This is a genomic window from Rummeliibacillus sp. TYF-LIM-RU47 (genome assembly GCF_008638315.1).
In the GTDB taxonomy this organism is placed as follows: domain Bacteria; phylum Bacillota; class Bacilli; order Bacillales_A; family Planococcaceae; genus Rummeliibacillus; species Rummeliibacillus stabekisii.
This window is the reverse complement of the sequence record NZ_VVIR01000002.1, coordinates 232,247-257,123: the sequence shown is the minus strand read 5'-3', so window position 1 is coordinate 257,123 and position 24,877 is coordinate 232,247. Positions and strand designations below refer to the sequence as shown.

Here is a 24,877-nt window from a genome sequence, read left to right as displayed (position 1 = left end):
AGCAAGCTCCTCGTCATTCGCTCGACTTGCATGTATTAGGCACGCCGCCAGCGTTCGTCCTGAGCCAGGATCAAACTCTCCATAAAAGTGTTTGATTGCTCAAAATTTCACTAGCGCATCATCTTTACGATGATGACTTTAAAACTAACAGTTGTTAGTAAGTTTAAATGATTAACATCTTGCTTGTTCAGTTTTCAAGGTTCATCTCGCTATCAACTTAGCGACTTTAATATCTTATCATTATCGCAAGATCGAGTCAACTACTTTTTTAAAATACTTTTTATTCAAAAGTGGTGAACGTCTTAACGACATTACTTACTATAACTTATTTCTTTTCAGTAATCAATAGTTTTTTTGAAATAATTTTCTTCACCTTTGAAATATCAATTACAAACAATGTAATACCGAGAATAACAATGATTCCTCCTAAAACCTGTGTAGCTGTCAAACTTTCTTTGAAAACAAAGTAGGCAAGGATAGATGCACCAACTGGCTCAAATAAGATTGCAATTGAAATAGCATTTGCAGAGACCCATTTCAGTGCCCAGTTAAACAGATTATGCCCTAGTAAGTTCGGGACGATTGCTAGCATTAAGAACCAAAACCATGTCATAGCTGAATAATGGCCAAATGACTCTCCTCTTATTAAATTATAAAATAACAACGTTACAGCACTTGTTGTATAAACAAGTATAGTATAAGTAGTCAGCGAAACTCTTTTGCGAACTTCTTGGCCAAATAACATGTATCCTGTAACCAAAGCACAAGCAATAAGTGCCAATAGGTCACCATAAAAGGCCAGTCCACCTACTTTAAAGTCTCCCCAGCTTATAAGGACGCTGCCTATGATGGCAATAAGTCCAGCAATCACTGTTTTAAGATAAATAGGTTCCTTAAAGAAAATAAAAGTGCCAGCTATAGCAAATAGTGGCTGTAAAGTAACGAGCACCGTGGAACTAGCTACCGATGTATAGCGCAACGAATCAAACCATAGGATAAAATGGAAGGCTAAAAACACGCCAGCGATGATCGAAAAAAGCCAATCTCGTTTTTGAATGGTTTTAAGTTCGTGCAAATTGCGTATTAAAAAAGCAGGAGCCATTAATAAGACAGAGAAAAGCATTCTATAAAAAGCAATAATCCCTGAATCTGCTTCAATTAATTTTACCATGATCGCAGAAGTAGAGACGGAAATAACTCCAATCATTATTGCGATTAATGGACGTACTGTTTCTTTGTTCAAATGACTCAACCCCAAGCTGTTATACTAAGAAGTATTACTCTCTTTGTAATTATACGATATCTATTATTCTTACATTAATCTACTATATTCACAAGGTATTTTTGGAAAGGCGGAGACTATCATGTATTCATATTCACTCGTTGAGCAATCTCTCTCCTATGAGACGATTATTAAATTAATTATTGCCGCTACATTAAGTTTAGGAATAGGCATTGAAAGGGAATTAAAGAAAAAACCTGTTGGATTAAAAACCAGCTTAGTGATATCAACGTTCAGTTGTTTGCTGACTGTCGTTTCCATTGAAGCCGTTTTTAATACAAGGCCAGTACCAGGCGTCAATATTAATATGGATCCATTACGGCTTGCAGCACAAATCGTGAGCGGTATTGGTTTTTTAGGGGCAGGCGTTATTTTACGTAAAGGCAACGACAATATAAGCGGGCTTACAACCGCTGCCATGATATGGGGTGCAGCTGGGATTGGTATCGCCGTTGGGGCTGGTTTCTATTTGCAAGCCATTATTGCAGTCGTAATCGTTTTAATTGGCGTGGAGGGTATTGCTCCCCTCTTCTTTAAAATAGGACCAAAACGACTTCGTGCTAAAGATATTTTTATCACGCTATACTTAAGAGATGCACAAAATATAAAAGATGTTTTACAATATTTAAAAGACGGTGAGATGGAGATAGATCATCTTTGTATAAAGGATGTACGATTGTCCAATAATGAATTACAGCATCAAGTAACATTACGCTGTTCTAGCATATCTAAAAAACTTGATACCCTTTCGTTATACAGCGACATAAAAAAACTTCCTTATACAGAAGAAGTAGAAATTGAAATACTGTCTTAAAGGAGTTCTTTGATGAAAGATTTATGGAAACTTTTAAAGCACGGGAATAAACCTTCCCTACTCGCAGCATTTGTGAATTTGTTCTTAGGCATCATCAAATTAATTGCTTATGTGTTCACAGGAAACGTAGCTATGTTTGCAGAAACGATGCATTCCTTGGGCGATGCAGCCAACCAATTCTTTGTTTTTATCGGCTCTGCCCTATCTAAAAAATCGCCAACTAAGCAATTCCCAAAAGGCTTTGGACGATTGGTCAATCTTGTATGTTTAGGTGCTGTCCTTATCGTCGGCATATTGTCATATGAGACGGTAATAGAAGGCTGGCACCAAATCACACATCCCGTCGAATCCTCAAAAGTTTGGATTAGTGTGATTGTGTTATTGATTGGTATCGTGTTGGAAGGATCAGTTCTTTTAAAAGCATCTAAGGAAATTGCCCATGATGCAGGTACAAAAGTAAATGCTATGACAGCTATCCCAAAGGCTTTTACACACCTTTCAAGTGCAAGACCAGCAACAAAGTTAGTGTTTATGGAGGATTTAGTCGCAACATCTGGCGGAGTTCTCGCTCTTTTATCTGTTGTAATATCCCATACTACAGGGTTTATGCAAGCGGAAGGTATCGCTTCCATCCTTATCGGCCTGATGATGTTCTATGTAGTGGGCGTTGTATTCCTTGAAAACGCGCGAGGAGTCATTGGTGAAACAGATGAGGAAATGTTAAACCATATCGCTTATCTTGTATTAGATGATCCAAATATAAGAGATATTAAACAGTTAGAAGTAGTGAAGGAAGGCGAATCACTTCATGTTGAATTGATCGCTGAGGTGGATCCTACTTTAAGCTTTGCATATGTGGATGATATACGAGATCATTTAGTTGATATACTGTTATCGCAAAAAAATGTCTCAAAGGTAACTGTCTCATTTGACGAAGATAATGAAGTGAAAGACTGGAAGCATATTGGCGAACGGCCTGATGCTCTAAGCTAAGAATGCGAGAAGAAATTTTCTTCTCGTATTTTTTTGTTTTAAATGTGAATTATTTCATGCTTAATGCAACAAACTAGTAGTGGAGGTGAACTGAATGAGCGGATTACAAAAATTTGCACTTCTAGTGACAGTTATAGGTGCTCTTAATTGGGGCCTAATCGGTATTTTCCAATTTGATGTAGTAGCAACACTATTTGGCGCAGGGCAACAAAGTTTTGGTGCACGAGCAATTTATACTCTTGTGGCGATTGCTGGGCTTATTAGTTTAAGTATGTTCTTTGTTTCAGAAAGACGAAACTATCGCGTTGTAAAAAAAGACAATGTACGCCCAATCAGAAACATGTAAATTTGCAATATAAAAAGGAGAACATATAATGAATGTTCTCCTTTTGTTATATTTATACCCAGCCTCTAAAACGTGAAGCCTCAGCAGTTTTTCGCACACCTACCATATATGCAGCCAAACGCATGTCAATATTGCGAGTTTCTGCAACATTATAGACATTATCAAATGCTTCAACCATTTTCTTAAGCAATTTTTCATTTACTTCTTCTTCTGACCAGTAGTAACCTTGATTGTTTTGTACCCATTCAAAGTAAGATACTGTTACGCCACCAGCACTAGCCAATACATCTGGAACTAATAAGATGCCGCGGTCATAAAGAATTTTTGTTGCTTCTGTTGTTGTAGGACCATTCGCTGCTTCTACAACAATTTTAGCTTGGATATTATGCGCATTGTCAGCAGTGATTTGGTTCTCAATAGCTGCAGGCACAAGGATATCACAATCTAATTCAAGCAATTCTTGGTTTGTTATTGTATTTTCAAATAAAGTTGTAACTGTACCAAAGCTATCACGGCGATCCAATAGATAATCAATATCTAAACCTTCTGGATCATGTAAAGCACCGTATGCATCTGAAATAGCAATTACCTTTGCACCTAAGTCACTCATAAATTTAGCTAAGAAGCTACCTGCGTTACCGAAACCTTGAATTACAACACGGGCGCCTTTAATATCGATGTTTTTGCGTTTTGCAGCTTCTTCGATAACAATTGTTACGCCTTGAGCTGTTGCACGGTCACGGCCTTGCGAACCTCCAAGAACAATTGGTTTTCCTGTGATAAAGCCAGGTGAATTGAATTCATCCATACGGCTATATTCATCCATCATCCATGCCATGATTTGTGAGTTGGTAAATACATCCGGAGCCGGAATATCTTTTGTCGGTCCAACGATTTGGCTCGTCGCACGAACATAGCCACGGCTTAAACGTTCTACTTCTCCCATAGACATTTGGCGTGGATCACAGATAACTCCGCCTTTACCACCACCATAAGGTAGATCAACAATACCTGCTTTTAAAGTCATCCACATAGATAAAGCTTTAACTTCTTCCTCTGAAACTTGAGGATGGAAGCGAACACCGCCTTTTGTTGGTCCTACGGCATCGTTATGTTGCGCACGATAGCCAGTAAATACTTTAACAGAACCATCATCCATTTTTACGGGGATACGTACTTCAAGCATACGAAGCGGTTCTTTTAGAAGTTCGTACATTGATTCGTCGTATCCTAATTTTTGAAGTGCTTCTTGGATCACTGCTTGTGTAGATGTAAACAGGTTAAGATTTTCAGCCATTTTGTTTTTTTCGCCTCTTTTATTCATAATAATGGTTAGTGTAGTTCTAGGTGCAAACATTGTAACATAGTTCTACTTCAAAGTTTACTATTATTTTCTTATTTTTTGAAGACTTCACGAATTTTTTCAAGAGCAAAGTCAAGCTCTTCTTTTGTAATAACAAGTGGTGGCGCAAAACGGATTACAGTGTCATGTGTTTCTTTGCACAACAGCCCTAATTCCATTAGCTTTTCACAGTAAGGTCGAGCTTCTGTAGTTAATTCCATACCGATAAATAAACCACGTCCGCGTACTTCTTTGATGTCGTCATGATCAATTTTCTTCAATTCATCCATGAAGTATTCGCCGTATTCTAATGAACGTTCTGCAAGTTTTTCGTCAAGCAATACATTTAGTGATGCGATTGATACTGCACATGCCATTGGATTACCGCCGAATGTTGAACCATGTGACCCTGGGTTGAAGACGCCTAATACTTCTTTATTTGCTACTACGCAAGAAATTGGGAATACGCCGCCACCTAAAGCTTTACCTAAAATGTACATATCAGGATTTACATCTTCCCATTCACAAGCAAACATTTTACCTGTACGTGCAAGACCTGCTTGAATTTCATCCGCAATAAATAGAACGTTATTTTCACGGCAAAGTTCACGAGCAGCTTTTAGGTAACCAGCTGGAGGGATGATAATACCCGCTTCCCCTTGGATAGGCTCAATAATGAATGCAGCTGTGTTTGGTGTAATAGCTGCTTTTAGTGCTTCTAGATCACCGTAATCAACTAATTTTATACCAGGTAGCAATGGACCAAAACCACGACGGTATTCAGGATCTGATGTTAAAGATACAGCTAGCATAGTACGTCCATGGAAATTGCCGTTGCAAGCAATTACTTCTGCTTTGCCATCTTCTACACCTTTCACATCATATGCCCAGCGGCGAGCAGCTTTGAATGCTGTTTCTACTGCTTCAGCACCTGTGTTCATTGGCAATACCATTTCTTTGCCAGTCATTTCACTTACCAATTCATACCATGGGCCTAATTGATCACTGTGAAACGCACGTGAAGTTAATGTTACACGATCTGCCTGTTCTTTTAGTGCTTCAATGATTTTCGGGTGGCGATGCCCTTGGTTCACTGCAGAATAAGCAGAAAGCATATCCATATATTTATTGCCTTCTGGATCTTTAACCCATACACCTTCCGCTTCGGAAATAACGATTGGTAGTGGCATATAGTTTTTTGCACCATATTCATTTGTTTGAGCAATGATTTTGCTTGATGTAGTTGAAGTAGTTGTCATTTCTTTTTCCCCCTTGTTTGAGTGAACGCGCTTACAATCCTCTTTTAGAAGGAAGCAGGCAAACGAGTTTGCCCGCCTCTTCATCTATTACATTATAAAGTTTCAGATACAGATTTAGATTGCATATGCAATGTTAAGAAATCTGGACCGCCTGCTTTAGAGCAAGTACCTGACATGTTGTAACCACCAAATGGTTGGTAACCAACAATTGCGCCAGTACATCCACGGTTGAAGTATAGATTTCCAACAAAGAATTCTTCACGTGCTTTCTCTAAATGGTCACGATTTGTTGAGATGACAGCACCTGTTAAACCATATTCAGTGTTGTTTGCAATATCAAGTGCTTCATTGAAATCTTTTGCTTTAGAAATTGCTACGATTGGACCAAAGATTTCTTCTTGCATTACACGTGCATCTGGTGCTACGTCTGCTACAACTGTTGGTTGAACAAAGTAACCAACTGAATCGTCTGCAGTACCGCCTGCTACGATGCGGCCTTCACTGTTAGCCACTTCGAAGTAGCTTGTTACTTTCTTAAATGCTGCTTCATCAATTACTGTAGCCATAAAGTTATTGTGATCTGTTGGATCTCCAACAGTTAATTCTTTTGTAAGTTCTACTACGCGATCAAGAACTTGATCATATACATCTTCGACAATGACAGCACGTGAACATGCAGAACATTTTTGACCACTGAAACCGAAAGCAGATTTAACGATAGATTGTGCAGCTAGCTCAAGGTCAGCCTCTTTATCTACAACAATCGTATCTTTACCACCCATTTCAGCGATAACACGTTTGATCCAAATTTGTCCTTCGTTTTGTACAGCTGCACGTTGGTTGATGCGAAGACCTACATCGCGTGAACCTGTGAAACTTACGAAACGAGTACGTGGATGATCTACTAAGTAATCTCCTACTTCAGCGCCTGGGCCTGGGATGTAGTTTACTACGCCAGCTGGTAGGCCTGCTTCTTCAAGGATCTCCATAAATTTATATGCAATAACTGGTGTTGTAGAAGCTGGTTTTAGTAACACTGTATTTCCTGTTACAACTGCAGCTACTGTAGTACCCGCCATAATAGCGAATGGGAAGTTCCATGGTGAAATAACAACGCCAACACCTAATGGAATATAACCAAATTTATTGTATTCGCCAGGACGGCTTTGTACAGGTTTGCCATCTTTAAGCGCTAACATTTGACGACCATAGTATTCTAGGAAGTCAATTGCTTCTGCTGTATCTGCATCTGCTTCTACCCATGGTTTACCTGCTTCAAGTGTCATCCATGCAGACATTTCGTGGCGGCGACGTTTTGTAATTGCTGCTGCTTTAAATAGAATATCAGCACGAACTTCTGGTTTTACTTTACTCCATGTTTTAAATGTTGCATCTGCAACTTGCATTGCTTTTTCAGCGATTTCTTTGTTTGCTTTTGAAACGCGACCTACTACTTCAGATTTTTTAGCAGGATTATAAGAGACAATTTTGTCTTCAGTTGTAATTCTTTCTCCCCCAACGATCAATGGATAATCTTGTCCAATTTCGCTTTGTACCTTTTTCAAGGCTACCTCATATGCTTGGCGATTTTCCTCTTTTGAAAAATCTGTTAATGGTTCAGTTGTGTACGGAATCATTTCTTAGTCCTCCTTATGTGAGCGCAAAAAAAATTTGCATTACTTTATCGATTACACTTATAATAATGCAAAATAATATTGCGTTTTTCAAGTAAAAATTTAAAAAAATCTAAAAAAATTTTTTAAGGTGATAAAAATGGAGAATCCCACACAGAATCTTTTGCCGTTTTATCAATTTGCGACAGAGCATGTATCAGTAGGCATTCACGCAGTCGATGCACATGGCAAAACGCTGATTTACAATGAAAAAATGATGGAAATTGAAGGGCTTCACTTAGAAGACGTTCACGATCGATCAATATTAGAGTTGTTTCATTTTGATAAAGAAGATAGTACCCTGCTCAAAGTTTTGCAAAATAAAGAACCTATCCAAAATGTGAAGCAAACTTATTGGAATCAAAATGGACAAGAGATTACAACAATCAATGACACATTTCCCATCATCCAAGATGGAGAATTCATTGGAGCAATTGAGTTTGCACGAGATATTACCACACTAGAAAAGCTAGTGTATCAACCCATGAGACGCTACGGTGAATCAATTACTTTTTCACAAATAACTGCCGTCTCAGAACCGATGCAGGAAGTGATTAAAACAGCTAAAAAAGCTGTCGCCGCTCGTCTTCCTGTATTGCTTGTAGGCGAATCTGGCACAGGAAAAGATTTAATTGCTGAAGCGATCCATCATGCCTCAACACGAGCCGCGGGGAATTTCACGACTCTCTTTTGCCAGCGGGCAGATCGAGCAATGATTGAACGCTTGAAGAAACAACTGCAAAAGGCTGAGCCTAGCACCATTTTTTGTGAGAGGATTGAATACTTGCCACTTGATTTGCAGCAAGAGTATTTAACATTAGCCGATGAATATAAGCAATCATCACACCAATTTATTGCAAGCATTGGAAGTGATCCAATTGATCTTATTGCAACAGGCAAACTGCACAAAGAGCTCTATTACTTTTTTGCCTTAACGATAATAGTTCCGCCATTACACACACGAAGAGAAGATATAAAGCCATTTGTAGATGACTATTTACGAAGGTATAGCAATCGCTTTAGAAGAACGGTGAGCGGTTTGAGTACAGAAGTAGAGCAACTATTCATGGAATATGATTGGCCAGGAAATCTGAAGGAATTAGAAATACTGCTCGACGATATTATGTCTATGGTTACGAACGAAGATGAAATCACCTATGAATTGCTACCACTTCATTTCAAATGGAAAACACAAACATACAGTTCTTCTTCAAAAAGTGCAGACTATTTTGTCGTACAGCAAGAAAAAGAACTACTTCCACTTGATGACTACTTGAGAGAAGCGGAAGAATATTATTTAAATAAAGTAATGGAAAAATATAATCACAATATTACACAAGCTTCAGCCGCTCTCGGCATGAGCAGGCAGAATCTGCAATACCGTCTTCGCAAAATAAGAAAATAATCTTCTTCAGTGGATTATAGCCTACAACTTCCTTGTAAGGCTTGAGAAAAAGTTTCCCCAATTTGCAATCCGAAAAAAAAGCTAATTCGCAAAATAATATGCGAATTAGCTTTTTTACTTAATACCTGATTCTTCAATCCAATCACGAAGCTTAACCTTTAATGAGTTAAACCCAACTGAATCACTTTCATCTACACGGTCTTGAAGCGATTTGCGTGGGACTGCTTCTTTTTTTCTCATAGGTGGACGCTCTTTTAATGCACGAATAGATAGGCTGATTTTTTTTGCGTCATCATCTACTTCTAAAACTTTTACTTCTACTGTTTGTCCAATTGTCAGAAAATCAGAAATTTCTTTCACAAAACCATATGTGATCTCTGAAATATGCACAAGCCCTTGCGTCGTCTCGTCTAATGCAACAAATGCGCCATATGGCTGAATACCAGTTACTTTTCCTGTAAGCACATCTCCTACTTTATATTTTTTCGCCATAATCCTTCCTACTTTCCGTGACTTCTATATACATTTTTTCAACAAAATTATAGCATAGACCGTTATGTCGAGCAAAAATTCCTCATTTTTGAAAAGAATCCTAAGAAGTATAGAATCACTTATATTTTGGATGACTGCAGCCAGTTTGTGATTGTTTGGCTCAACAACAATATATATTCAGCTTCGTTAATTTTTTATAAGCTTCAGTACTTTCTAATAAATTATTGTTGTAAAATAAATAAAACAATCCTTCCTTGAAAAGAGGGCACAAAACTCGTCCAATAGGGATCAATTCGCATCAAAATCAGTTTGTTACTAATAGGATTGCCAATATTGATTGCTGAATTTTTAATTGGATGACGAGGTCAGACAGATGCCGTCAATTCATTCAAAAAACAAGCTCCGGGTACAGCATGGTTTTAACAGGAAAGGCCGGCTTTATCTTGTCTAGTATTCTCTCTTTCTACAGTGTAGTAGGCGACTGGATATTGAGTTATCTCATGCGGGCGATATCATTCAAGCTTACCAGCACAAGCCAAACCTTTTATAGCCATCTTTTCACTACTCTTACCCAAAATCCGTGGGAAGTAGTCATTGCACAAGGCTTATTTATGATTTTGACGATTTGGATGGTACTTGGAGGGGTGAAAAACGGTATTGAAAAAGCAAGTAAATGGATGTTGCTGATATTATTCATATTTTTCATTGTCCTTGCTATTCGTTCAATCATACTAGACGAAGCATTTGAAGGAATTAAATTCATGTTTGTCCCATATTGGTCATATCTTACTGGGAAAACATTTTTGTTGGCAATGGGACAATCCCAATCTTACTTTTTTTAAGTGTCGGTGTCGCTACGATGATGGCCTATATTCATACTTACCTAAAATAGAAAAAATCGTGGGGTCAGCTTTTAATGTGGCTTGGCTGAATATTGGAATTTCCCTTCTTGCAGGGCTTGTCATCTTCCCAGCAGTATTTGCATTAGGGTTTACATCCGACCAAGATCCTGAGCTTGTCTTTATTGTCTTGCCAGCTGTTTTTCATCAAATTCCTTTCGGTTGTATTTTTTATTGTATTCTTGGTTCTTTTGCTATTCCCTATTAGCGCCAATTGCTATCATCATCGTATTCATACAAGGAATCTACGAAAACTTCTTAAAGTAGCTTTTAGTATATTAACAGTGTTTGAATTACGATAGAATTGTGTATAAATTGTGAATAGTGAGAGTTGCCAAGAAACATATTTTTGATTAAAGGAATTACATGTTATACTATTATTAGGTAATAAATGAGAAGTTTCCCTATTATTTTGATGGTAGGACTGCATTATGATTCATCAGATATTGGTAAGACTTCACATGAAGCTCCAATGAGTGGGTGTTTTACTCCCCCACAAAGTAGAGAAAAATTTCCGACAAGGGGTGCTGTTTTATGCAAGATCATCTTTCAACACAATTAGCAAAGTTGAGACAAGAACGTAATCTGACGCTTGATCAATTATCTTTAAAAACTCGAGTAGGCGTTGAAAAATTAGCGCGCTTTGAATCAGGTGAAGAAGTACCTTCCACTCAAACGTTATTAATATTATCAAATGCGCTTGAAGTACCAGTATCTAATTTAGTAGATGGCCTTACTCAGGATGCAGAATAAAAACTTCGCTTAGCAGGTTATTTCCTATAAGTGTATGAAATTAATCGCGAATTAAGGGCAATTACCCCCACTATTTGAATTGTGGGGTCAAAAGCTCGTTCATTCGCCAATAATAAAAAACCAATGAAAACAATTCACTTGTTTTCATTGGTTTTTTTCTTTAGATAATAAAGCAGATTCACTTATACTATGCATTTCGCTTCAAATTTAATAGCCAATAGCTTGTACGAAATCTCAACACACTTCTCGATCGGAATCCATTGCTCAAATGACTGTTCATATATATGCTGAATTTTTTTGCCCAATTCAGAAGGATCATCAATATATTGCAGGGCCGCTACTACATCCGCTGCCTCTGTATCATAGCGAAAATCTTTCATATTAAATGGATTCCAAGCCTCTAATGTAAGAATGGCTTTTCTATTCATTTCGATATTTTCCATCGTTTTTCACCTTATTTGCTTTCTTATTCTATTGGATATGATAACATAATTGTAAAAAAAGAAAAGGGGAATTGTTTTGAGCATATTAGATCAGATAGAAAATAGATCTCTTACAAACTCAGTGAAATGGGATCGAATGGCTGAAATTTATCAATTAGAAGACCCGAATGATATACTGCCGATGTGGATTGCAGATATGGACTTTGCTGCGCCTGCCGTTTTAATTGATGCATTTAAAAAACGTCTTGAGCACCCTGTTTTTGGCTATACATTTGAAGATGCAGAAGGTACTCAGGCTTTTGTTGACTGGGCCAAAAAACGTCATGGTTTTACAATTGACCCATCGTGGATTTTATATCAGCAAGGGGTAGTACCGGCCATTGCTGCAGTTGTAGAAACATTTACAAAAGAAAATGAAGCGGTCATCATCACGCCACCCATCTATCCCCCATTCTTCAATGTACCAAAGAATTTAAATCGTACGGTAAAAGAATGCCCATTGGATGAGGTAGACGGCGTATATAGCTTTGATTTTGAAAAGTTTGACAATATGACGCAACAGGAAGACGTAAAACTGTTTATCCTATGCCACCCTCATAATCCTGGCGGCTTTGAGTGGTCTATCGAAACTCTTCAAGAAATCACCCGTATTTGTGAGAAAAACGATGTGCTAATTCTCTCAGATGAAATCCATGCAGACCTTATATTGGATGGTCGAAAACATACACCTCTTGCTCAAGTTGCAGGCGATGCTAAAAATAGAATCATCACATGTATGGCACCGACTAAAACCTTCAATATCGCAGGTATACAAGTAGCCATGATGATTGTCTCAGATGAAGAGTTGCGAGCGCGTTTGCGAGAACATATGGTGAAGCATGCTCAAATGAGCTTAAATATTTTTGCCGGTGTGGCACTAAAAGCTTTGTATTCAAAAGAAGGAGAAGAATGGCTAGAACAATTGCTACCCTATATTTCTGAAAATATGGACCTTGCCATTAGCCGTTTAACTGAAATCGAAGGCATTCATATTTATAAACCGAATGCTACATACTTGCTGTGGATTGATTACCGAAAAACAGGCAAAACAGAGGAGGAAATCATGGATTTGCTCCTCACAAAAGGGCGATTGGCTCTTGAGCCTGGTTCTAAATACGGCGAACAAGGCAAAGGATTTTTGCGCATGAATGTCAGCTGCCCTCGTTCACTAGTAGAAGAAGGAATAAAACGGTTCACCCATGCCTTAACATAACAAAAACTCCTGTATTAGTTTTTTACGACTAATACAGGAGTTCTTTTAATGCTGTTTTGAGGAATTTTTGTCTCTTGCAATTTTTTCTTCCAGTTCTTTTGTCTTCTCGGCATCTCTTCTTGCTTTTCTTCTAAAAAAGTTAAAAACAAGAACACATAACACTAGAATAATAGCTAGCTCAATAACGGCTGGTATATATTCTGACTTATCTTCTGGAAAGTAAAGGAATTCGTTTAATATCCATGCATTCATTTAGTGAACGCCCCTTGTTATTTTTCGACTACTTTAATTGATTGGATGACAATATCTTCTACTGGCTTGTCTTGGAATCCTACTTTTGCATCTGCAATTTTATCAACGATATCCATGCCATCTACAACTTGTCCAAACACAGTGTGCTTGCCGTCTAACCATGGTGTGCCTCCGCGCTCTTTATAAGCTTGGATTACTTCTTCTGGAAATCCAGCATCTTGCATTTGGCCAATCATATTTGCTGGCACTTCAGACATATGCACGATAAAGAATTGGCTGCCGTTTGTATTTGGACCAGCATTGGCCATAGAAAGCGCACCGCGAATATTCATTAATTCAGGGTTAAATTCATCTTCAAATGAGCTACCATAAATACTTTCTCCACCCATACCTGTACCAGTTGGGTCTCCACCTTGAATCATGAAATCTTTAATGACACGGTGGAAAATGATTCCTTCGTAGTAACCATTTTTAGCGTGTGTTAAGAAGTTTTCAACTGTTTTAGGCGCCAACTCAGGGAATAATTTGATTTTAACGCTGCCTTGGTTCGTGTTCATTTCAACTAATACTTCATTGTCAGCTACTTCATTTGACAACTGTGGGTACAAATTTGACATATTCGCATCTCCTTAAGATTAAATGTTTGTTAATTAAGTTGTGGGGAAAGATACATATATCGTTCCAGTAAATAAACAACTATCATATAGCAATCCTAGTCTATCATAACTAACTTTTTTTTTCATTAGCCTTGCTGATGGAAGGATTTAATTTGTATTAATATTACAGAAAGTAGTGAGTATATGAATCCAAAACAAAAACACAATTTTATCATCATGTGGATTTCCAATATGCTTGTTTCCGGAACAACTACGATGATCATGCCTTTTCTTTCGTTGTATATCAACACATTAGGCAACTTTACTGAAGCATACGTTCAAAAATGGTCTGGCTTGATTTTTGGCGCTACCTTTATTACGGCTTTTTTAATGTCTCCCATCTGGGGGCGCATTGCTGACCGCTTTGGCTATAAGCCGATTTTGATTATTAACGGTATAGGCCTGTCTGTCAGTATATTCTTTATGGGACATGTTCAAAATGTAGAACAGTTCTTTTTCCTTCGATTGGCCATGGGGGTAGTAACTGGGTTTATTCCAACATCGCTAGCCTTTATTAGCTCACAAACACCCAAGGAATCAGCAGGGAAGATTTTAGGGACATTACAAATGGGAAGTGTCACCGGTTCTTTGTTTGGACCGATTGTCGGCGGTCTGCTAGCCGATTCGTTTGGCTTTAAATACACCTTCTATATCACTTCTGCTTCTATTGCTACTGCAACCTTACTTGTCATCACGCTAGTCCATGAAATCCGTAAGAAAAGAAAGGTTAATGCTGTCCATTATACACAATTGGAAGTATTACGTGGTATCACTAAACACCGTCTATTATTTAATGTCATGTTAATTACAGCTCTTATTCAGATCGGGAACTTTAGTATTCAGCCGCTATTGTCACTTTATGTATCGGAACTAACTACCACTACTGCCCAATTGACATTCCTTTCAGGGCTGACATTCAGCGCAACAGGTCTAGGAAACCTGCTGTTTGCTCGTATTTGGGGCCGGCTCGGAGATCATATTGGATATGAAAAAGTTATGCTTATGCTTCTATTAATAGCCGTAGTCTTTATGGTACCGCAAGCCATGGTAACCGCTTTATGGCAACTCGTTATACTTCGATTCTTATACGGAATTGCAATGGGTGGATTGATACCTGCCACAACTGCCTTAATCCGTAGAGAAGCGCCAGTAGTGGTACAAGGCGAAGTGATGGGCTATAACACCAGCTTCCGCTTTTTAGGAAATATCATAGGTCCTGTGTTTGGTGGAATAGTCAGTGGTATTTTTGGCATCTCTTCTGTCTTTTATGTAACAGGTGCCTTATTTGTTATCGCTTGGTTTACCCTTCATTTTGCTCGAAAAAAGGCGGTTCAGCATTTGGAAGATATACTGGAACAAAAATAATTAGAATCTACTGCTACTCGCGAAGGAAATATGCTATTCTTTTAAATGGCTTAATACCCATATTTAAAGAATAAAGGAGAAAATTTCGTGCGAAGAGCAGTAGGTTTTTTTATTGTTTTATGCAGTCTGCCTTTGCTATTTATTCTTATCGGAAAGATTTCAGAAGAAATGCAGACAGCCGAAGCTTTTGAAAAAGAATTCACCTCTACTATAAAATTGGAGGCACCCAATATATTGAATCCTACTGTTTTAAAGGATCGGGACCATAAAACTTTTTCAGAGGAATATACAGAATGGAGAAAGCCGCTCTTAATATCGGATATACCTACATTTATGCAACAGCTGTTCATAAATAGCGAGGATGCGGATTTCTATGAACATATTGGCTTTGACCTATCAGGCATTGCCAGAGCATTTGTCCAAAATAATGAAAACGGCAGTGCTTCTCAAGGTGGCAGCACCATTACGCAACAGTTAGTCCGCATGCGTTACTTGTCTCAGGAAAAAACGTATGAGCGAAAATTGCTTGAAATTTTTTACGCTTATGAGCTTGAACGTAAAACATCAAAAGATGAAATACTTAATATGTACTTAAATGAAATGTATTTTGCGAATGGCGCATATGGTGTAAACGGTGCTGCCACCTATTACTTTAATAAGCCCGTTACACATTTATCCAAAGCTCAGATGGCCTTTATAGCAGCCATACCGAATAATCCTACACTATATGATCCGCTTCGCCATTTTGAAAACACGAAAAAAAGGCAAGAGCGCTTACTAGATAAAATGGCTGAAAAAGGGATCATTAGCCACCAAGAAGCAAAAAAAATGAAACGAGAAAAAATTACATTCGCCTTAAAAAGAAAAGTGCAGCTCTACCCTGCCTATAGCACCTATGTGATCAACGAATTTCGTTCACTCGTTGCCTCTAAGGAAGGCTATACGAAAGAACGGCAGTTGGCCAAAACACCGCTCGAGCGCAAAAAAGTAGAAGCAAAACTATCAAAGCGCGTCAACCATTTGCTGAATAAAGGGCTTGTTATCGAGACAGCCTTATCTCCTACTAAACAAGCGATGGATACAACAGCAATTGATAATCTGTTAACTCACTATGGCACCCTCCAATCATCTGCAGTGGTTATCGATAATGATACCCGCGAGATTGTGAGTATCTATGGGGGAAAGCATTATAGAAAGTATGACTTTAACCGCAGTTACCAAGCGGCTCGGCAACCAGGATCAGCATTCAAACCACTTATAGATTATGCACCGTATTTTGAAAAGACGAAAGCAACACCTAATACAATTGTGAGTGGAGCTCCTTATTGTATTAGCAATTACTGTCCCAAAAACTATGGTGGTCAAGTGCTTGGCAATGTGACCATCCAACAAGGCTTTAGATATAGCTACAATACAGTAGCTATCCGGTTATTAGCACAAGTGGGGATAACCCCAGCTTTCCAATACTTAAAGCCACTTCATTTACCAATCGGTAAAGAAGATTATGAATATCCATCTGCTCTTGGAGGCTTGACGCACGGCCTTACCACTGCAGATCTAGCAAGTGCTTATACGAGCTTTATAGATGGAGATTACCGGACACCTCACACAATTCGGAGTGTGAAAGACCAAAACGGACACCTCTTATATAAATGGAAAAGTCCTACGAGGACTGTCTGGTCTCCAAGCACTGTTGAACATATCCGCTTTTTAATGGCTGATGTTGTCAAGAACGGGACAGGTGTTGGTATTCATGTAGACGCTCCTTATGTAGGTGCGAAAACAGGTACTACAAATGATTATCGTGATTACTGGCTCGCTGGTTTGACCGATCGTTATACCGCTGCTGTATGGATTGGCTATGACCAACCGCAAAACATGCAAGCATTAGAAGCTGCTAAAGTCCATCACCGCATTTTCTCAAAAATCATGCAACCATAAAAAGAGCACGTTGAATGGTCAAACATCATTCAATGTGCTCTTTCCTTACCTTATGAAAAAGGCAAACTAGAAACAATGCCGTTATATAGTTTAAATACGACATAGACAATCAATGCTAAAAAGATAAGCCAAATAGTTAATTCAAAAAGCATTACGCCGACTGTCGCGCCAAGAGTCATATGGTTGCTCAATTTGTAGATGACATAAACAAAATAAATAAACACGGTCAAGACAAAAATAAGTGCTAATAGCCAAAAAGACGAAATTCCTACCGCAGAAGCAATGCCACCAAAGAAAAAGATAACATACCCCCCACGTGCTTCATTCACCGTCTTGCCTTCTGCATCTTTTGAGAAAAATAGCATGGCTAACTCATGAATTGTCTCACCTATTAATTTAAATGCAGCTAGTACCATAAAATAAACTAGAGCAAAGACAATCAATAGAAAAATACGCAGTTGGATTTCTGATAAAAACTCTCTCATTCCTGAATAAATCCCTACTGATTTAAATAAAGTTAGAGATTCAGTCACTGTAAAAAGCCCGAAGGTCAAACTAAATAATATAATGGTTATGAACGGCAAATATCCGTATACATATGGGTTTCTCATTTCAATAAATTCCTTTAATCAATCTATTTTTCACACTATACCATAATAGCTAATTTTACCCGTTGCTTTCAACCCATCTATATGTAAAGTTTGGTAAACTAAAAAGCTTCCATCCTATCAAACAATGATAGAATAGAAACTTTTTATTTTTACCACCAGTAAGGTCTTCTATAAACTGGATAGAATGGTCTACGATATACTGGATACGGACGGAAAGCCGAGCCCACAAAACTACCTAAAAAACCACCTAAGAACGGCCCGCCGAAACCTCCATAACCAAACCCGAATGGATACATCATGCTCCCTCCTCTCTGTATTATCTTATGAGAAGGGATAGTGCTTGATTAGGATTTGGCCTATTATTCCTCTGTACTATTAGCGAGTTGATCAATAAATGCTGCGAGGGTTCTTACCATAACGCCTGTGCCGCCTTTTGGTCCGAAATCATATGCACTCATCGCATCTGAAGTCCCTGCGATATCTAAGTGAATCCACGGTGTATCGCCAACGAATTCACCGATAAATCCACCACCAAAAATCATGTGGCCATCACCGCCAGGAGAATTATTCAAATCTGCCACATCACTTTTCCGAATGCGCTTTTTATCATTTTCTGTTAAAGGAAGCTGCCATACAAATTCGTTTGTTTTGTTTGCTGCTTCTACAAAAGAACGATAGAATGATTCATCATTAGTAAGGGCACCCGTTTTATCATAACCAAGTGCAGTAATTACGCCACCTGTAAGAGTAGCTAAATCTATGAGCGTATTGGCACCTTGTTGTTTCGCATAAGCTACTGCATCTGCAAGTACAAGACGGCCTTCTGCATCTGTATTTAAAATTTCTACTGTTTTGCCGCTGAAAGTAGTAATGACATCATCCGGCTTAAACGCATCGCCAGAAATCATGTTGTCTGTAGATCCAATTACGCCAATAACATTCTTGTTTGGACGCATTTCACCGACAATACGCATAGCACCAAGAACGGCAGCTGCTCCGCCCATATCACCTTTCATGCCAACGATGCCCGTTTTTGTTTTAAGAGAGTAACCGCCAGTATCAAATGTTACACCTTTACCGACCAGTCCAATGACATCTTCCCATTGTTCTGTTGCTTGGTATTTTAATGTAATCATACGAGGCTCTTCTTTTGATCCTTTATTGACAGCAAGAATTGCACCCATGCCCAATTCTTCTAGTTGGGCTTTATCTAGAATTTCTACTTCCAAATTATATTCTTTTGCCAATTCAACTGCATAGTCTGCTAATTTTGTAGATGTCAGCAAATTCCCTGGCCTATTGATCAGTGTACGCGCCTCATTTACAGCAACCGCATATACCTCTCCTTTATGATATCCTGCAAAAACTTTTTCAGGTTCTGCATCTGTAATAAAGCTGATTTGTTCAATTGTGATATCCTGCTCATTGCTTGTGGTTTTATAATTTTCAACAGTATAACTCCCCATCACAATGCCTTCAGCAGCTAAATTAGAAACTTCTTCAGGAAGAATTTCATCTGTTGTAAAGGAGTCTGCCCATAGGGAAATATTACTTGCTTTCATCTTATGTAGAGCTTTTCCTGCTAAACCAAATCCCGCGCGTAATGTTTCCTTTGAAAGGGATTTACGATTGCCAAGTCCGATAAACAAAAGGCGTTTTACCTTTGCTTCTTTTGTAAATACAGGAATCTTTGTAATTGATTTTGTATCTGTTTGTATATCGCCGCTTTTTACCCATTCTTCCATGGGTTCACCGAAGAATTGTACAAATTCAGCCCATTTCTCTACATTTTCTTGATTTTTTGACACACCAACAATCAGAACGTCCGAATCTACAGTCGCAAAACTTTTGATTTCTTGTATAATCTGCATACTTTTCACTCTTTTCTATTATTATTTTCTCAATTCATTATAGCAAAGTATTTCAATTTACGAAATGTTCGCAATAGGGTTGCTTAGAAATGAAGTAGAAAAAGCCTTATGGTATAGTAAAGATATAACTGCTAAAAGGTGATGATACATTTGGAATTTTTACAAAGCACACCATTAATATCCGCTTTACTGGCCATTTTTATCGCACAGTTTGTGAAAATCCCTATTCACTTTATAGCAACAAGGGAAGTAGACTTTGGCCTATTCACATCTACAGGAGGCATGCCGAGCTCGCACTCCGCGGCTGTATCATCTCTTACAACCGCTATTGCATTTGAACACGGTATTACATCCTCACTCTTTGCTGTTTCAGCTGTCTTTTCCATTATTGTCATGTTCGATGCTACAGGCATTCGTTATCAGGCAGGACAGCAAGCTATTGTCATTAATCAAATGCGTAAGGATTTGCAAACCTTTGTCGAAAAGGCAAAGACGTTACCAGAAAAAAATGGTCAGGAAAAGATGGAAGATTTGAAAACATTGCTTGGCCACCGTCCGATTGAAGTCTTTTTCGGCTGCTTATTGGGCATACTCTTATCTTGTATCATTTATTACTTTTAATTGCCCATATAAAAAGAGATGTCAAACGCCATTCCTCTGGCATTTGACATCTCTTTTCGATTTTAACGATATAGATTACATAATTAAAACATTTGATAGCCCATTTTACGCAGAATCTTCATGACTATTCCTGCAATAATAGCACCCACTAACCCGCTAGCAAGAATTAAAATATCAGCGAGTTGCAAAGATGCCAAGCGGTGGCCCAATGCTGGAAATGCTGTGCCCGCTTTGAAGAAATAATCTAAAAAGCTTACATTATCTACAATAAAGATCACGACAATTGGATATAAGAATGCCATAAACCATGTAGCACGCAGCAACATATTTAGCAAGAAGCCGATGCCAAAAAACATTACTATAAAAATGAGCATCGATAGTATTAATTGGATAATTGAAAATCCACCAGTCATCTGTTTATTCCTCCATATTCTCTCACATTAGTGTAACTGATAGAGACAATGGTTTCAATGACTTGGTGGTTTTTTCTTACTAGATGCGGTTTTACTAGAAGTACAATTTGTAGTCGGTATAGCCAAAAATATTATCGTTTTCCAGCTTTTCTAGCGTTGCCGGTTTAGCTTTTAATGCAGAGTCCACTAATTCTAAAATCATAAGAGATGTACGCGTATCGTTTTTCAATGCTTCCGGTGAAATCCACTTTACATCATATAATTCATCCAACTGTACTTTAATTGATTGCTCCAGGGTATTTGCTGTTAAATAAAAAACTACCATATTATCGCTAATGTCATTCCTAAGAACGCCTGTCCGCAGACCCAGCAATCCCTGTAGCGAAGCTTCTATTCCTGTTTCTTCTTTTAATTCACGGTGGCATGCTTGGTCAAGTGTCTCGCCTGGTTGGACAAATCCTGCCGGCAATGACCACATGCCATCCAGACCACCGTACCGTTTCATTACAACGAGCCATTCGCCGTTTTCATTCTCAACTAACCCGGCAACACCAAGCCAAACCTTCCCCCGATCTTTGTTGCTCATTTAATCCCCCCATGTTTAAAGAAGGCCTATCGCTGTGCGAACACAACCAATAGGCCTTTTGTTATATTGTACTTTAACAATTTTCAGGAGTTCCTGTAACTTTTGCTGTTCGGAACGATGAACCGCAGCCACATGATGCGATTGCATTCGGGTTATCAATGGTAAATAAACGATCCTTACCTCGGAACCCTAAACGCACACGTACCGGACACTAAGCGTTATAACTTATAAAACGTATATTCGCACTATGACGTATTTCATTACGCTTGTATTGACTATTATTTTACAACGCAACAACTGGGAATGGCAAGTTAAACAAACGCAAGAATACAAATCTTAGTATTTTATCGATTTGTTACATCAAGATTTACGCAAATTTTTACCCCCGAATGATAAAAAATTGCTCGCAAATAGCGGGGCTCAGAGAAAGCCACAACGAATGACGGGGGTGGGGGGTATACGCAAAAGAAAAGACACCCCGACTTACTCGGTAGCGTCCTCGTATTCCTTAACGATCTTATAGAATGTTGTCTTTGTTAATTCTAAACGATTAAACGTTTCGACCGCAGTTTGCTTGCCAGCTTTCCATGCGTTATATTGTTGCGCAAAGTCTTGTCGTTCAGCTGCGCTCATTGTTGCATAGGATTTCTTCGGCCTTCCCAAGTGTTTACCACGTTTCTTTGCGGCCTCAATTCCTGCGCGTTGTCGATCCCGAATTTGCTCGCGCTCTTGCTGTGAAAAGGCAGCCAGTAGCGTTAGGATGATGTCAGCCATAGCGCGGTCTATAACGCCTTGTGCATCCGCCTTACTATCTAGCATAGGCTCCTTAATAAAGCGCAATAGCACGCCCTTATCCACGAACCACTTATACTCGTTTTTCACATCGTCCATATTACGAGATAATCGCGTGATTGATTCAAAGACTACCGTATCGCCTTCTCGCACATTCGCCTTAAGCGCTTGGTATTGCGGTCTATTCGTATCTTTACCGCTAGCCTTATCGAGATAAATATCGCGGTCATTAATGCCTAGCGCCTTCATAGCGTCGAGCTGGCGTGCCTCATTTTGTTCTTTGCTACTCACGCGGATATATGCAAACGTCTTAACCGTCATGCTATCGCACCCCTTCGTCCGTTGTTGTTAAAGTAAGTATACGCTATACGTTCGTAAAGGTCAACCATTTATATGAACGTTTATAAATTAATTACAATAACGTTTATGAACGCTTAACAGGCGCTAATCGACCCGACCGTAAAGCTATACGTTTAGGAACGACTAGCCCCGTGAGTTTGAAAGGCGCCCATCCGGCAAGCAACGCGAGTAGGTGAAGTAACGTCAAGTATTATATCTTTACTTACGTAATCTTACGCTACATTTTCGAGTTTCTTCTATATAATGCGTCGTATTTGCGTCATGTAATGCCAAAGTGTTTTAAGGGCGCGTGCATTTATGGCGTCGAGTAGGTAATCCAGCGAAAAATGTAAAGCTATGTAGCATCGTTATTTTGCGTTCCTTCTATATAGTGCGCGACTTTCCGGACATGTTACATTTAAGCGATGTCGTGACGCTGATTAAACGCAACTAATTGCACTGCCTGTGCAAGACTTCCTTCTATTAGATATCCGCAAATTATGTAAGTTGCGAGTGCAGACGCTATGCCTACACCCACAAAATAACTACAATTATTCTACTTCTGGTATATTGCGATTCTGGCACGGTTGAAAAACGGCGAGCTAGTTTCCGGCATTTTTAGACCTTACAATTAATGTTGCTAAGTCTTTTGCGATTTTCCTAATATCGCTTTCTTGACGTACGTTGAAAATTGCTCCCTCAAAACTCACATTCACTCCATTAGTACCGTTGGAATACTCTTTGTTTTGTTCTTTCGTAAGCACACGCTCACCTTCGTGCAATCTCGCTATATAATTATCGTGCCCCACACGCGCTAAACCGCCTTTATGTCCTGGTAACGACGAGTAATTCGCAAGATCAAGAGCAGGAGTAGGTTTCGCAGCTCCCGCAATTGCATTAGTCGGATGAGTTGCGGTTTTAGGCGCATAATTTACAAGGTTACCGAGTTTCGGCACTTTCTTGTCTAGCACTTTCGCAGGCATTGTCGCCTTAGAATTTCCCCAGTCAACTTTCGCAACTACCGGAATATTAACGCCTGGCAACTTATTAATCGTCTTAATCATTTCGTTAATGCCGCCGATAACTGAGTTCACGGATTCCGCAGCCGAACGCTTAATAGCGCCCCACACGTTTTCCCACACGCCTTTCGTCTTGTCCCAGTTTTTCGCTAGGTCAACGGCAGCTCCGATAATAATGCCGAGTGGTCCAGTCATCACGCGCACAACACCTTTGATTCCGCCAAGTGCGTCCCATAAGCGTTTAGTTTTCGCCTTTACCGTGTCCCAATGCTTATAAAGCGTAATTGCTATTGCAATAACTGCGCCAATTGCCGCCACAATCCAAGATCCGGGGAATAGTAGCATGGCTAGTCGTATGAGCGTGAAGGCTTTACGGGCGAATCCGATTACCTTCGTTACCGTCTTAAACACTTTAATTCCGATGCTGACCGCTTTTGAAATCGTCGTGAACGTACCGACTAAGAACGATAGCGATTTAAGCGCAATGAAGGCGATGGCAACGCCTTTTACGACTTTTGTAATCGTGGACCAGTTATCGCTCACCCATTTGGCGCCTTTCGTCATCTTATCGAAAGCTGCGGTAGCCTTTTCGCCAAGGTCTTTAAAGTCGACTTTCTTCACGTAGTTAGCGACCTTTTCAATGGCGTTTCCAAGACCGGCATCGACTTTCTTGGCTATTCGGTTAAAAGCGCCTTTGTCGAGACCGGCGAGTACCCCGTCGAGTGCTTTACCTATTTGCGAATTGCCCGATTTACCCATCGTTCTAAACGTAGACTGTAGCTTTTCCTTAACTTGATTCCACTTTGCAACCGTTGTACCACCCATCTTTTCGACGGTTTTTGTCGTGATACCGGTCTTAGCGAGATACTCGTCCATTGCTTTGAGCTGTTCTTCAAAAGATAAGTTTTTAATCGAGTTAACGACTGACTTTGGCATTTCGAACCGCTCTGCCATAGATACGCCGTCCCCGCTTGCTAACTCTTTCATCGCATACACTGCGCCTTGAAGTCCTTGCTCGGGATCCATAATGGATAGCTTTTCAGCGATTCCCCATGCCTTTTCCAGCGATGGCATAGACTTAGTAATACCGATAAATGCCTTCGAGCTGTCCATCATTGTTGACGTGTCCATGAGTGGTGATTTCTCCGCCAGGCGTTGCACCATTGCGGTATACTGCTTAGATAGCTTCCGATCATCCAGCATAGCGCTCACTAAAACTTCGCTTTGTTCGTAGCGCATTGCTTCGCCTAAAGTAGCGTCGAGTAATTTCGCCCCGCCAATCGCTCCACCTATAGCTACAGTTAGCCCACCAACCGCCTTAACTGCACGGCTCATTCCGTTAGTTGCGCTATTTGCCGCATTCCCTACGTCACTAAACGCTCGGTGTCCAGTTCTACCCGTCCGACTAAGCGCCCTATCAGCGCTCTTTGTCTGCGAGTCCATCCGTTCAACTAATCG

The 24,877-nt window shown here is 39.4% G+C and carries 26 protein-coding genes, 1 rRNA gene and 1 pseudogene; 11 read left to right on the top strand and 17 right to left on the bottom strand.

Annotation, left to right across the window (positions count from 1 at the left end):
* Window positions 1–86 (bottom strand): 16S ribosomal RNA (locus tag F0527_RS12650); the annotation flags it as partial.
* Between the two features lie 239 nt (window positions 87–325).
* Entirely contained in the window at window positions 326–1,243 is a 918-nt protein-coding gene (locus tag F0527_RS12645) for a DMT family transporter (protein ID WP_150285131.1), read from the bottom strand.
* Between the two features lie 121 nt (window positions 1,244–1,364).
* On the opposite strand from F0527_RS12645, the gene F0527_RS12640 reads away from it, so the two are divergent.
* From F0527_RS12640 to F0527_RS12630, 3 genes are all read left to right on the top strand, one after another.
* The gene (locus tag F0527_RS12640; RefSeq protein ID WP_066789149.1) at window positions 1,365–2,096 is read left to right on the top strand and encodes an MgtC/SapB family protein; all 732 of its coding nucleotides are present in this window, start codon (window positions 1,365–1,367) and stop codon (window positions 2,094–2,096) included.
* A 12-nt stretch (window positions 2,097–2,108) separates the two neighbouring features.
* Window positions 2,109–3,089 (top strand): cation diffusion facilitator family transporter, encoded by a 981-nt coding sequence (locus tag F0527_RS12635; RefSeq protein ID WP_150285130.1) that lies wholly within the window; start codon window positions 2,109–2,111, stop codon window positions 3,087–3,089.
* Window positions 3,090–3,183: 94 nt separating this feature from the next.
* Window positions 3,184–3,435, top strand: coding sequence for a DUF378 domain-containing protein (locus F0527_RS12630; protein WP_066789153.1), 252 nt, complete (start codon window positions 3,184–3,186; stop codon window positions 3,433–3,435).
* 52 nt (window positions 3,436–3,487) lie between these two features.
* Here the strand turns inward: F0527_RS12630 and F0527_RS12625 are convergent, their stop codons facing one another.
* The 3 genes from F0527_RS12625 to pruA all read right to left on the bottom strand — a co-directional run bounded on the left by F0527_RS12625 (window position 3,488) and on the right by pruA (window position 7,673).
* Window positions 3,488–4,732 (bottom strand): Glu/Leu/Phe/Val family dehydrogenase, encoded by a 1,245-nt coding sequence (locus tag F0527_RS12625; RefSeq protein ID WP_066791906.1) that lies wholly within the window; start codon window positions 4,730–4,732, stop codon window positions 3,488–3,490.
* A gap of 98 nt (window positions 4,733–4,830) precedes the next feature.
* Complete coding sequence (locus F0527_RS12620; protein ID WP_150285129.1) at window positions 4,831–6,036, bottom strand: ornithine--oxo-acid transaminase; 1,206 nt, start codon at window positions 6,034–6,036, stop codon at window positions 4,831–4,833.
* A gap of 92 nt (window positions 6,037–6,128) precedes the next feature.
* The gene (gene pruA, locus F0527_RS12615) at window positions 6,129–7,673 is read right to left on the bottom strand and encodes an L-glutamate gamma-semialdehyde dehydrogenase (RefSeq protein ID WP_147196454.1); all 1,545 of its coding nucleotides are present in this window, start codon (window positions 7,671–7,673) and stop codon (window positions 6,129–6,131) included.
* 136 nt (window positions 7,674–7,809) lie between these two features.
* Here pruA and F0527_RS12610 point away from each other — a divergent pair, with 136 nt between their 5' ends.
* Window positions 7,810–9,114 carry an AAA-type ATPase lid domain-containing protein gene (locus F0527_RS12610; RefSeq protein ID WP_150285128.1) on the top strand — a complete coding sequence of 435 codons (1,305 nt, stop codon included), beginning with the start codon at window positions 7,810–7,812 and terminating at the stop codon, window positions 9,112–9,114.
* Between the two features lie 114 nt (window positions 9,115–9,228).
* Here the strand turns inward: F0527_RS12610 and yugI are convergent, their stop codons facing one another.
* Window positions 9,229–9,606, bottom strand: a complete 378-nt coding sequence (gene yugI, locus F0527_RS12605) for a S1 domain-containing post-transcriptional regulator GSP13 (protein WP_066789162.1) — start codon at window positions 9,604–9,606, stop codon at window positions 9,229–9,231.
* Between the two features lie 488 nt (window positions 9,607–10,094).
* Between yugI and F0527_RS17445 the strand changes: the two genes are divergently transcribed.
* From F0527_RS17445 to F0527_RS12595, 3 genes are all read left to right on the top strand, one after another.
* Window positions 10,095–10,448: an SLC5/6 family protein gene (locus F0527_RS17445; protein ID WP_370454679.1), complete on the top strand. Its 354-nt coding sequence runs from the start codon at window positions 10,095–10,097 to the stop codon at window positions 10,446–10,448.
* 76 nt (window positions 10,449–10,524) lie between these two features.
* Window positions 10,525–10,713: a hypothetical protein gene (locus F0527_RS17440; protein ID WP_370454678.1), complete on the top strand. Its 189-nt coding sequence runs from the start codon at window positions 10,525–10,527 to the stop codon at window positions 10,711–10,713.
* 326 nt (window positions 10,714–11,039) lie between these two features.
* Window positions 11,040–11,258, top strand: a complete 219-nt coding sequence (locus F0527_RS12595; RefSeq protein ID WP_066789168.1) for a helix-turn-helix domain-containing protein — start codon at window positions 11,040–11,042, stop codon at window positions 11,256–11,258.
* Window positions 11,259–11,440: 182 nt separating this feature from the next.
* On the opposite strand, the gene F0527_RS12590 is transcribed toward F0527_RS12595, so the two are convergent.
* Window positions 11,441–11,701, bottom strand: a complete 261-nt coding sequence (locus F0527_RS12590; protein ID WP_147196450.1) for a DUF1871 family protein — start codon at window positions 11,699–11,701, stop codon at window positions 11,441–11,443.
* Window positions 11,702–11,777: 76 nt separating this feature from the next.
* Here F0527_RS12590 and F0527_RS12585 point away from each other — a divergent pair, with 76 nt between their 5' ends.
* The gene (locus tag F0527_RS12585) at window positions 11,778–12,953 is read left to right on the top strand and encodes a MalY/PatB family protein (RefSeq protein ID WP_150285127.1); all 1,176 of its coding nucleotides are present in this window, start codon (window positions 11,778–11,780) and stop codon (window positions 12,951–12,953) included.
* A 45-nt stretch (window positions 12,954–12,998) separates the two neighbouring features.
* On the opposite strand, the gene F0527_RS12580 is transcribed toward F0527_RS12585, so the two are convergent.
* Window positions 12,999–13,205: a hypothetical protein gene (locus F0527_RS12580; RefSeq protein WP_066789177.1), complete on the bottom strand. Its 207-nt coding sequence runs from the start codon at window positions 13,203–13,205 to the stop codon at window positions 12,999–13,001.
* A 17-nt stretch (window positions 13,206–13,222) separates the two neighbouring features.
* Window positions 13,223–13,813 (bottom strand): peptidylprolyl isomerase, encoded by a 591-nt coding sequence (locus tag F0527_RS12575; protein WP_285842881.1) that lies wholly within the window; start codon window positions 13,811–13,813, stop codon window positions 13,223–13,225.
* 192 nt (window positions 13,814–14,005) lie between these two features.
* Between F0527_RS12575 and F0527_RS12570 the strand changes: the two genes are divergently transcribed.
* Both F0527_RS12570 and F0527_RS12565 read left to right on the top strand, forming a co-directional pair.
* Window positions 14,006–15,226 carry an MFS transporter gene (locus F0527_RS12570; protein ID WP_066789180.1) on the top strand — a complete coding sequence of 407 codons (1,221 nt, stop codon included), beginning with the start codon at window positions 14,006–14,008 and terminating at the stop codon, window positions 15,224–15,226.
* Window positions 15,227–15,313: 87 nt separating this feature from the next.
* Window positions 15,314–17,167 carry a transglycosylase domain-containing protein gene (locus tag F0527_RS12565; RefSeq protein ID WP_150285125.1) on the top strand — a complete coding sequence of 618 codons (1,854 nt, stop codon included), beginning with the start codon at window positions 15,314–15,316 and terminating at the stop codon, window positions 17,165–17,167.
* A gap of 50 nt (window positions 17,168–17,217) precedes the next feature.
* On the opposite strand, the gene F0527_RS12560 is transcribed toward F0527_RS12565, so the two are convergent.
* From F0527_RS12560 to F0527_RS12555, 3 genes are all read right to left on the bottom strand, one after another.
* Window positions 17,218–17,778, bottom strand: a complete 561-nt coding sequence (locus F0527_RS12560; protein WP_066789185.1) for a DUF5366 family protein — start codon at window positions 17,776–17,778, stop codon at window positions 17,218–17,220.
* 149 nt (window positions 17,779–17,927) lie between these two features.
* Window positions 17,928–18,074 (bottom strand): hypothetical protein, encoded by a 147-nt coding sequence (locus F0527_RS17110; RefSeq protein WP_190323477.1) that lies wholly within the window; start codon window positions 18,072–18,074, stop codon window positions 17,928–17,930.
* A 63-nt stretch (window positions 18,075–18,137) separates the two neighbouring features.
* Window positions 18,138–19,649 (bottom strand): leucyl aminopeptidase, encoded by a 1,512-nt coding sequence (locus F0527_RS12555; RefSeq protein WP_150285124.1) that lies wholly within the window; start codon window positions 19,647–19,649, stop codon window positions 18,138–18,140.
* A 150-nt stretch (window positions 19,650–19,799) separates the two neighbouring features.
* On the opposite strand from F0527_RS12555, the gene F0527_RS12550 reads away from it, so the two are divergent.
* Window positions 19,800–20,270 (top strand): divergent PAP2 family protein, encoded by a 471-nt coding sequence (locus F0527_RS12550; protein ID WP_260320795.1) that lies wholly within the window; start codon window positions 19,800–19,802, stop codon window positions 20,268–20,270.
* A gap of 83 nt (window positions 20,271–20,353) precedes the next feature.
* Here the strand turns inward: F0527_RS12550 and F0527_RS12545 are convergent, their stop codons facing one another.
* From F0527_RS12545 to F0527_RS12525, 5 genes and pseudogenes are all read right to left on the bottom strand, one after another.
* Window positions 20,354–20,683: a YuiB family protein gene (locus F0527_RS12545; RefSeq protein WP_066789191.1), complete on the bottom strand. Its 330-nt coding sequence runs from the start codon at window positions 20,681–20,683 to the stop codon at window positions 20,354–20,356.
* A gap of 94 nt (window positions 20,684–20,777) precedes the next feature.
* A complete protein-coding gene (locus F0527_RS12540; RefSeq protein WP_150285123.1) occupies window positions 20,778–21,269 on the bottom strand; it encodes an NUDIX domain-containing protein in 492 nt (163 codons plus the stop codon).
* A 73-nt stretch (window positions 21,270–21,342) separates the two neighbouring features.
* Window positions 21,343–21,435: pseudogene (locus F0527_RS17260) on the bottom strand (iron-sulfur cluster assembly accessory protein); the annotation flags it as partial.
* A gap of 317 nt (window positions 21,436–21,752) precedes the next feature.
* Window positions 21,753–22,382, bottom strand: a complete 630-nt coding sequence (locus F0527_RS12530) for a recombinase family protein (RefSeq protein WP_150285122.1) — start codon at window positions 22,380–22,382, stop codon at window positions 21,753–21,755.
* 620 nt (window positions 22,383–23,002) lie between these two features.
* The gene (locus F0527_RS12525; protein WP_150285121.1) at window positions 23,003–24,754 is read right to left on the bottom strand and encodes a phage tail tape measure protein; all 1,752 of its coding nucleotides are present in this window, start codon (window positions 24,752–24,754) and stop codon (window positions 23,003–23,005) included.
* Window positions 24,755–24,877: the final 123 nt, after the last annotated feature.

Bases quoted from the DNA above. Each gene is read 5' to 3' on its own strand.
- F0527_RS12640 (WP_066789149.1), top strand. From the start codon at position 1,365: ATGTATTCATATTCACTCGTTGAGCAATCTCTCTCCTATGAGACGATT.
- F0527_RS12635 (WP_150285130.1), top strand. From the start codon at position 2,109: ATGAAAGATTTATGGAAACTTTTAAAGCACGGGAATAAACCTTCCCTA.
- F0527_RS12630 (WP_066789153.1), top strand. From the start codon at position 3,184: ATGAGCGGATTACAAAAATTTGCACTTCTAGTGACAGTTATAGGTGCT.
- F0527_RS12625 (WP_066791906.1), bottom strand. From the start codon at position 4,732: ATGGCTGAAAATCTTAACCTGTTTACATCTACACAAGCAGTGATCCAA.
- F0527_RS12620 (WP_150285129.1), bottom strand. From the start codon at position 6,036: ATGACAACTACTTCAACTACATCAAGCAAAATCATTGCTCAAACAAAT.
- pruA (WP_147196454.1), bottom strand. From the start codon at position 7,673: ATGATTCCGTACACAACTGAACCATTAACAGATTTTTCAAAAGAGGAA.
- F0527_RS12610 (WP_150285128.1), top strand. From the start codon at position 7,810: ATGGAGAATCCCACACAGAATCTTTTGCCGTTTTATCAATTTGCGACA.
- yugI (WP_066789162.1), bottom strand. From the start codon at position 9,606: ATGGCGAAAAAATATAAAGTAGGAGATGTGCTTACAGGAAAAGTAACT.
- F0527_RS12595 (WP_066789168.1), top strand. From the start codon at position 11,040: ATGCAAGATCATCTTTCAACACAATTAGCAAAGTTGAGACAAGAACGT.
- F0527_RS12590 (WP_147196450.1), bottom strand. From the start codon at position 11,701: ATGGAAAATATCGAAATGAATAGAAAAGCCATTCTTACATTAGAGGCT.
- F0527_RS12580 (WP_066789177.1), bottom strand. From the start codon at position 13,205: ATGAATGCATGGATATTAAACGAATTCCTTTACTTTCCAGAAGATAAG.
- F0527_RS12570 (WP_066789180.1), top strand. From the start codon at position 14,006: ATGAATCCAAAACAAAAACACAATTTTATCATCATGTGGATTTCCAAT.
- F0527_RS12560 (WP_066789185.1), bottom strand. From the start codon at position 17,778: ATGAGAAACCCATATGTATACGGATATTTGCCGTTCATAACCATTATA.
- F0527_RS17110 (WP_190323477.1), bottom strand. From the start codon at position 18,074: ATGTATCCATTCGGGTTTGGTTATGGAGGTTTCGGCGGGCCGTTCTTA.
- F0527_RS12555 (WP_150285124.1), bottom strand. From the start codon at position 19,649: ATGCAGATTATACAAGAAATCAAAAGTTTTGCGACTGTAGATTCGGAC.
- F0527_RS12545 (WP_066789191.1), bottom strand. From the start codon at position 20,683: ATGACTGGTGGATTTTCAATTATCCAATTAATACTATCGATGCTCATT.
- F0527_RS12540 (WP_150285123.1), bottom strand. From the start codon at position 21,269: ATGAGCAACAAAGATCGGGGGAAGGTTTGGCTTGGTGTTGCCGGGTTA.
- F0527_RS12530 (WP_150285122.1), bottom strand. From the start codon at position 22,382: ATGACGGTTAAGACGTTTGCATATATCCGCGTGAGTAGCAAAGAACAA.
- F0527_RS12525 (WP_150285121.1), bottom strand. From the start codon at position 24,754: ATGAGCCGTGCAGTTAAGGCGGTTGGTGGGCTAACTGTAGCTATAGGT.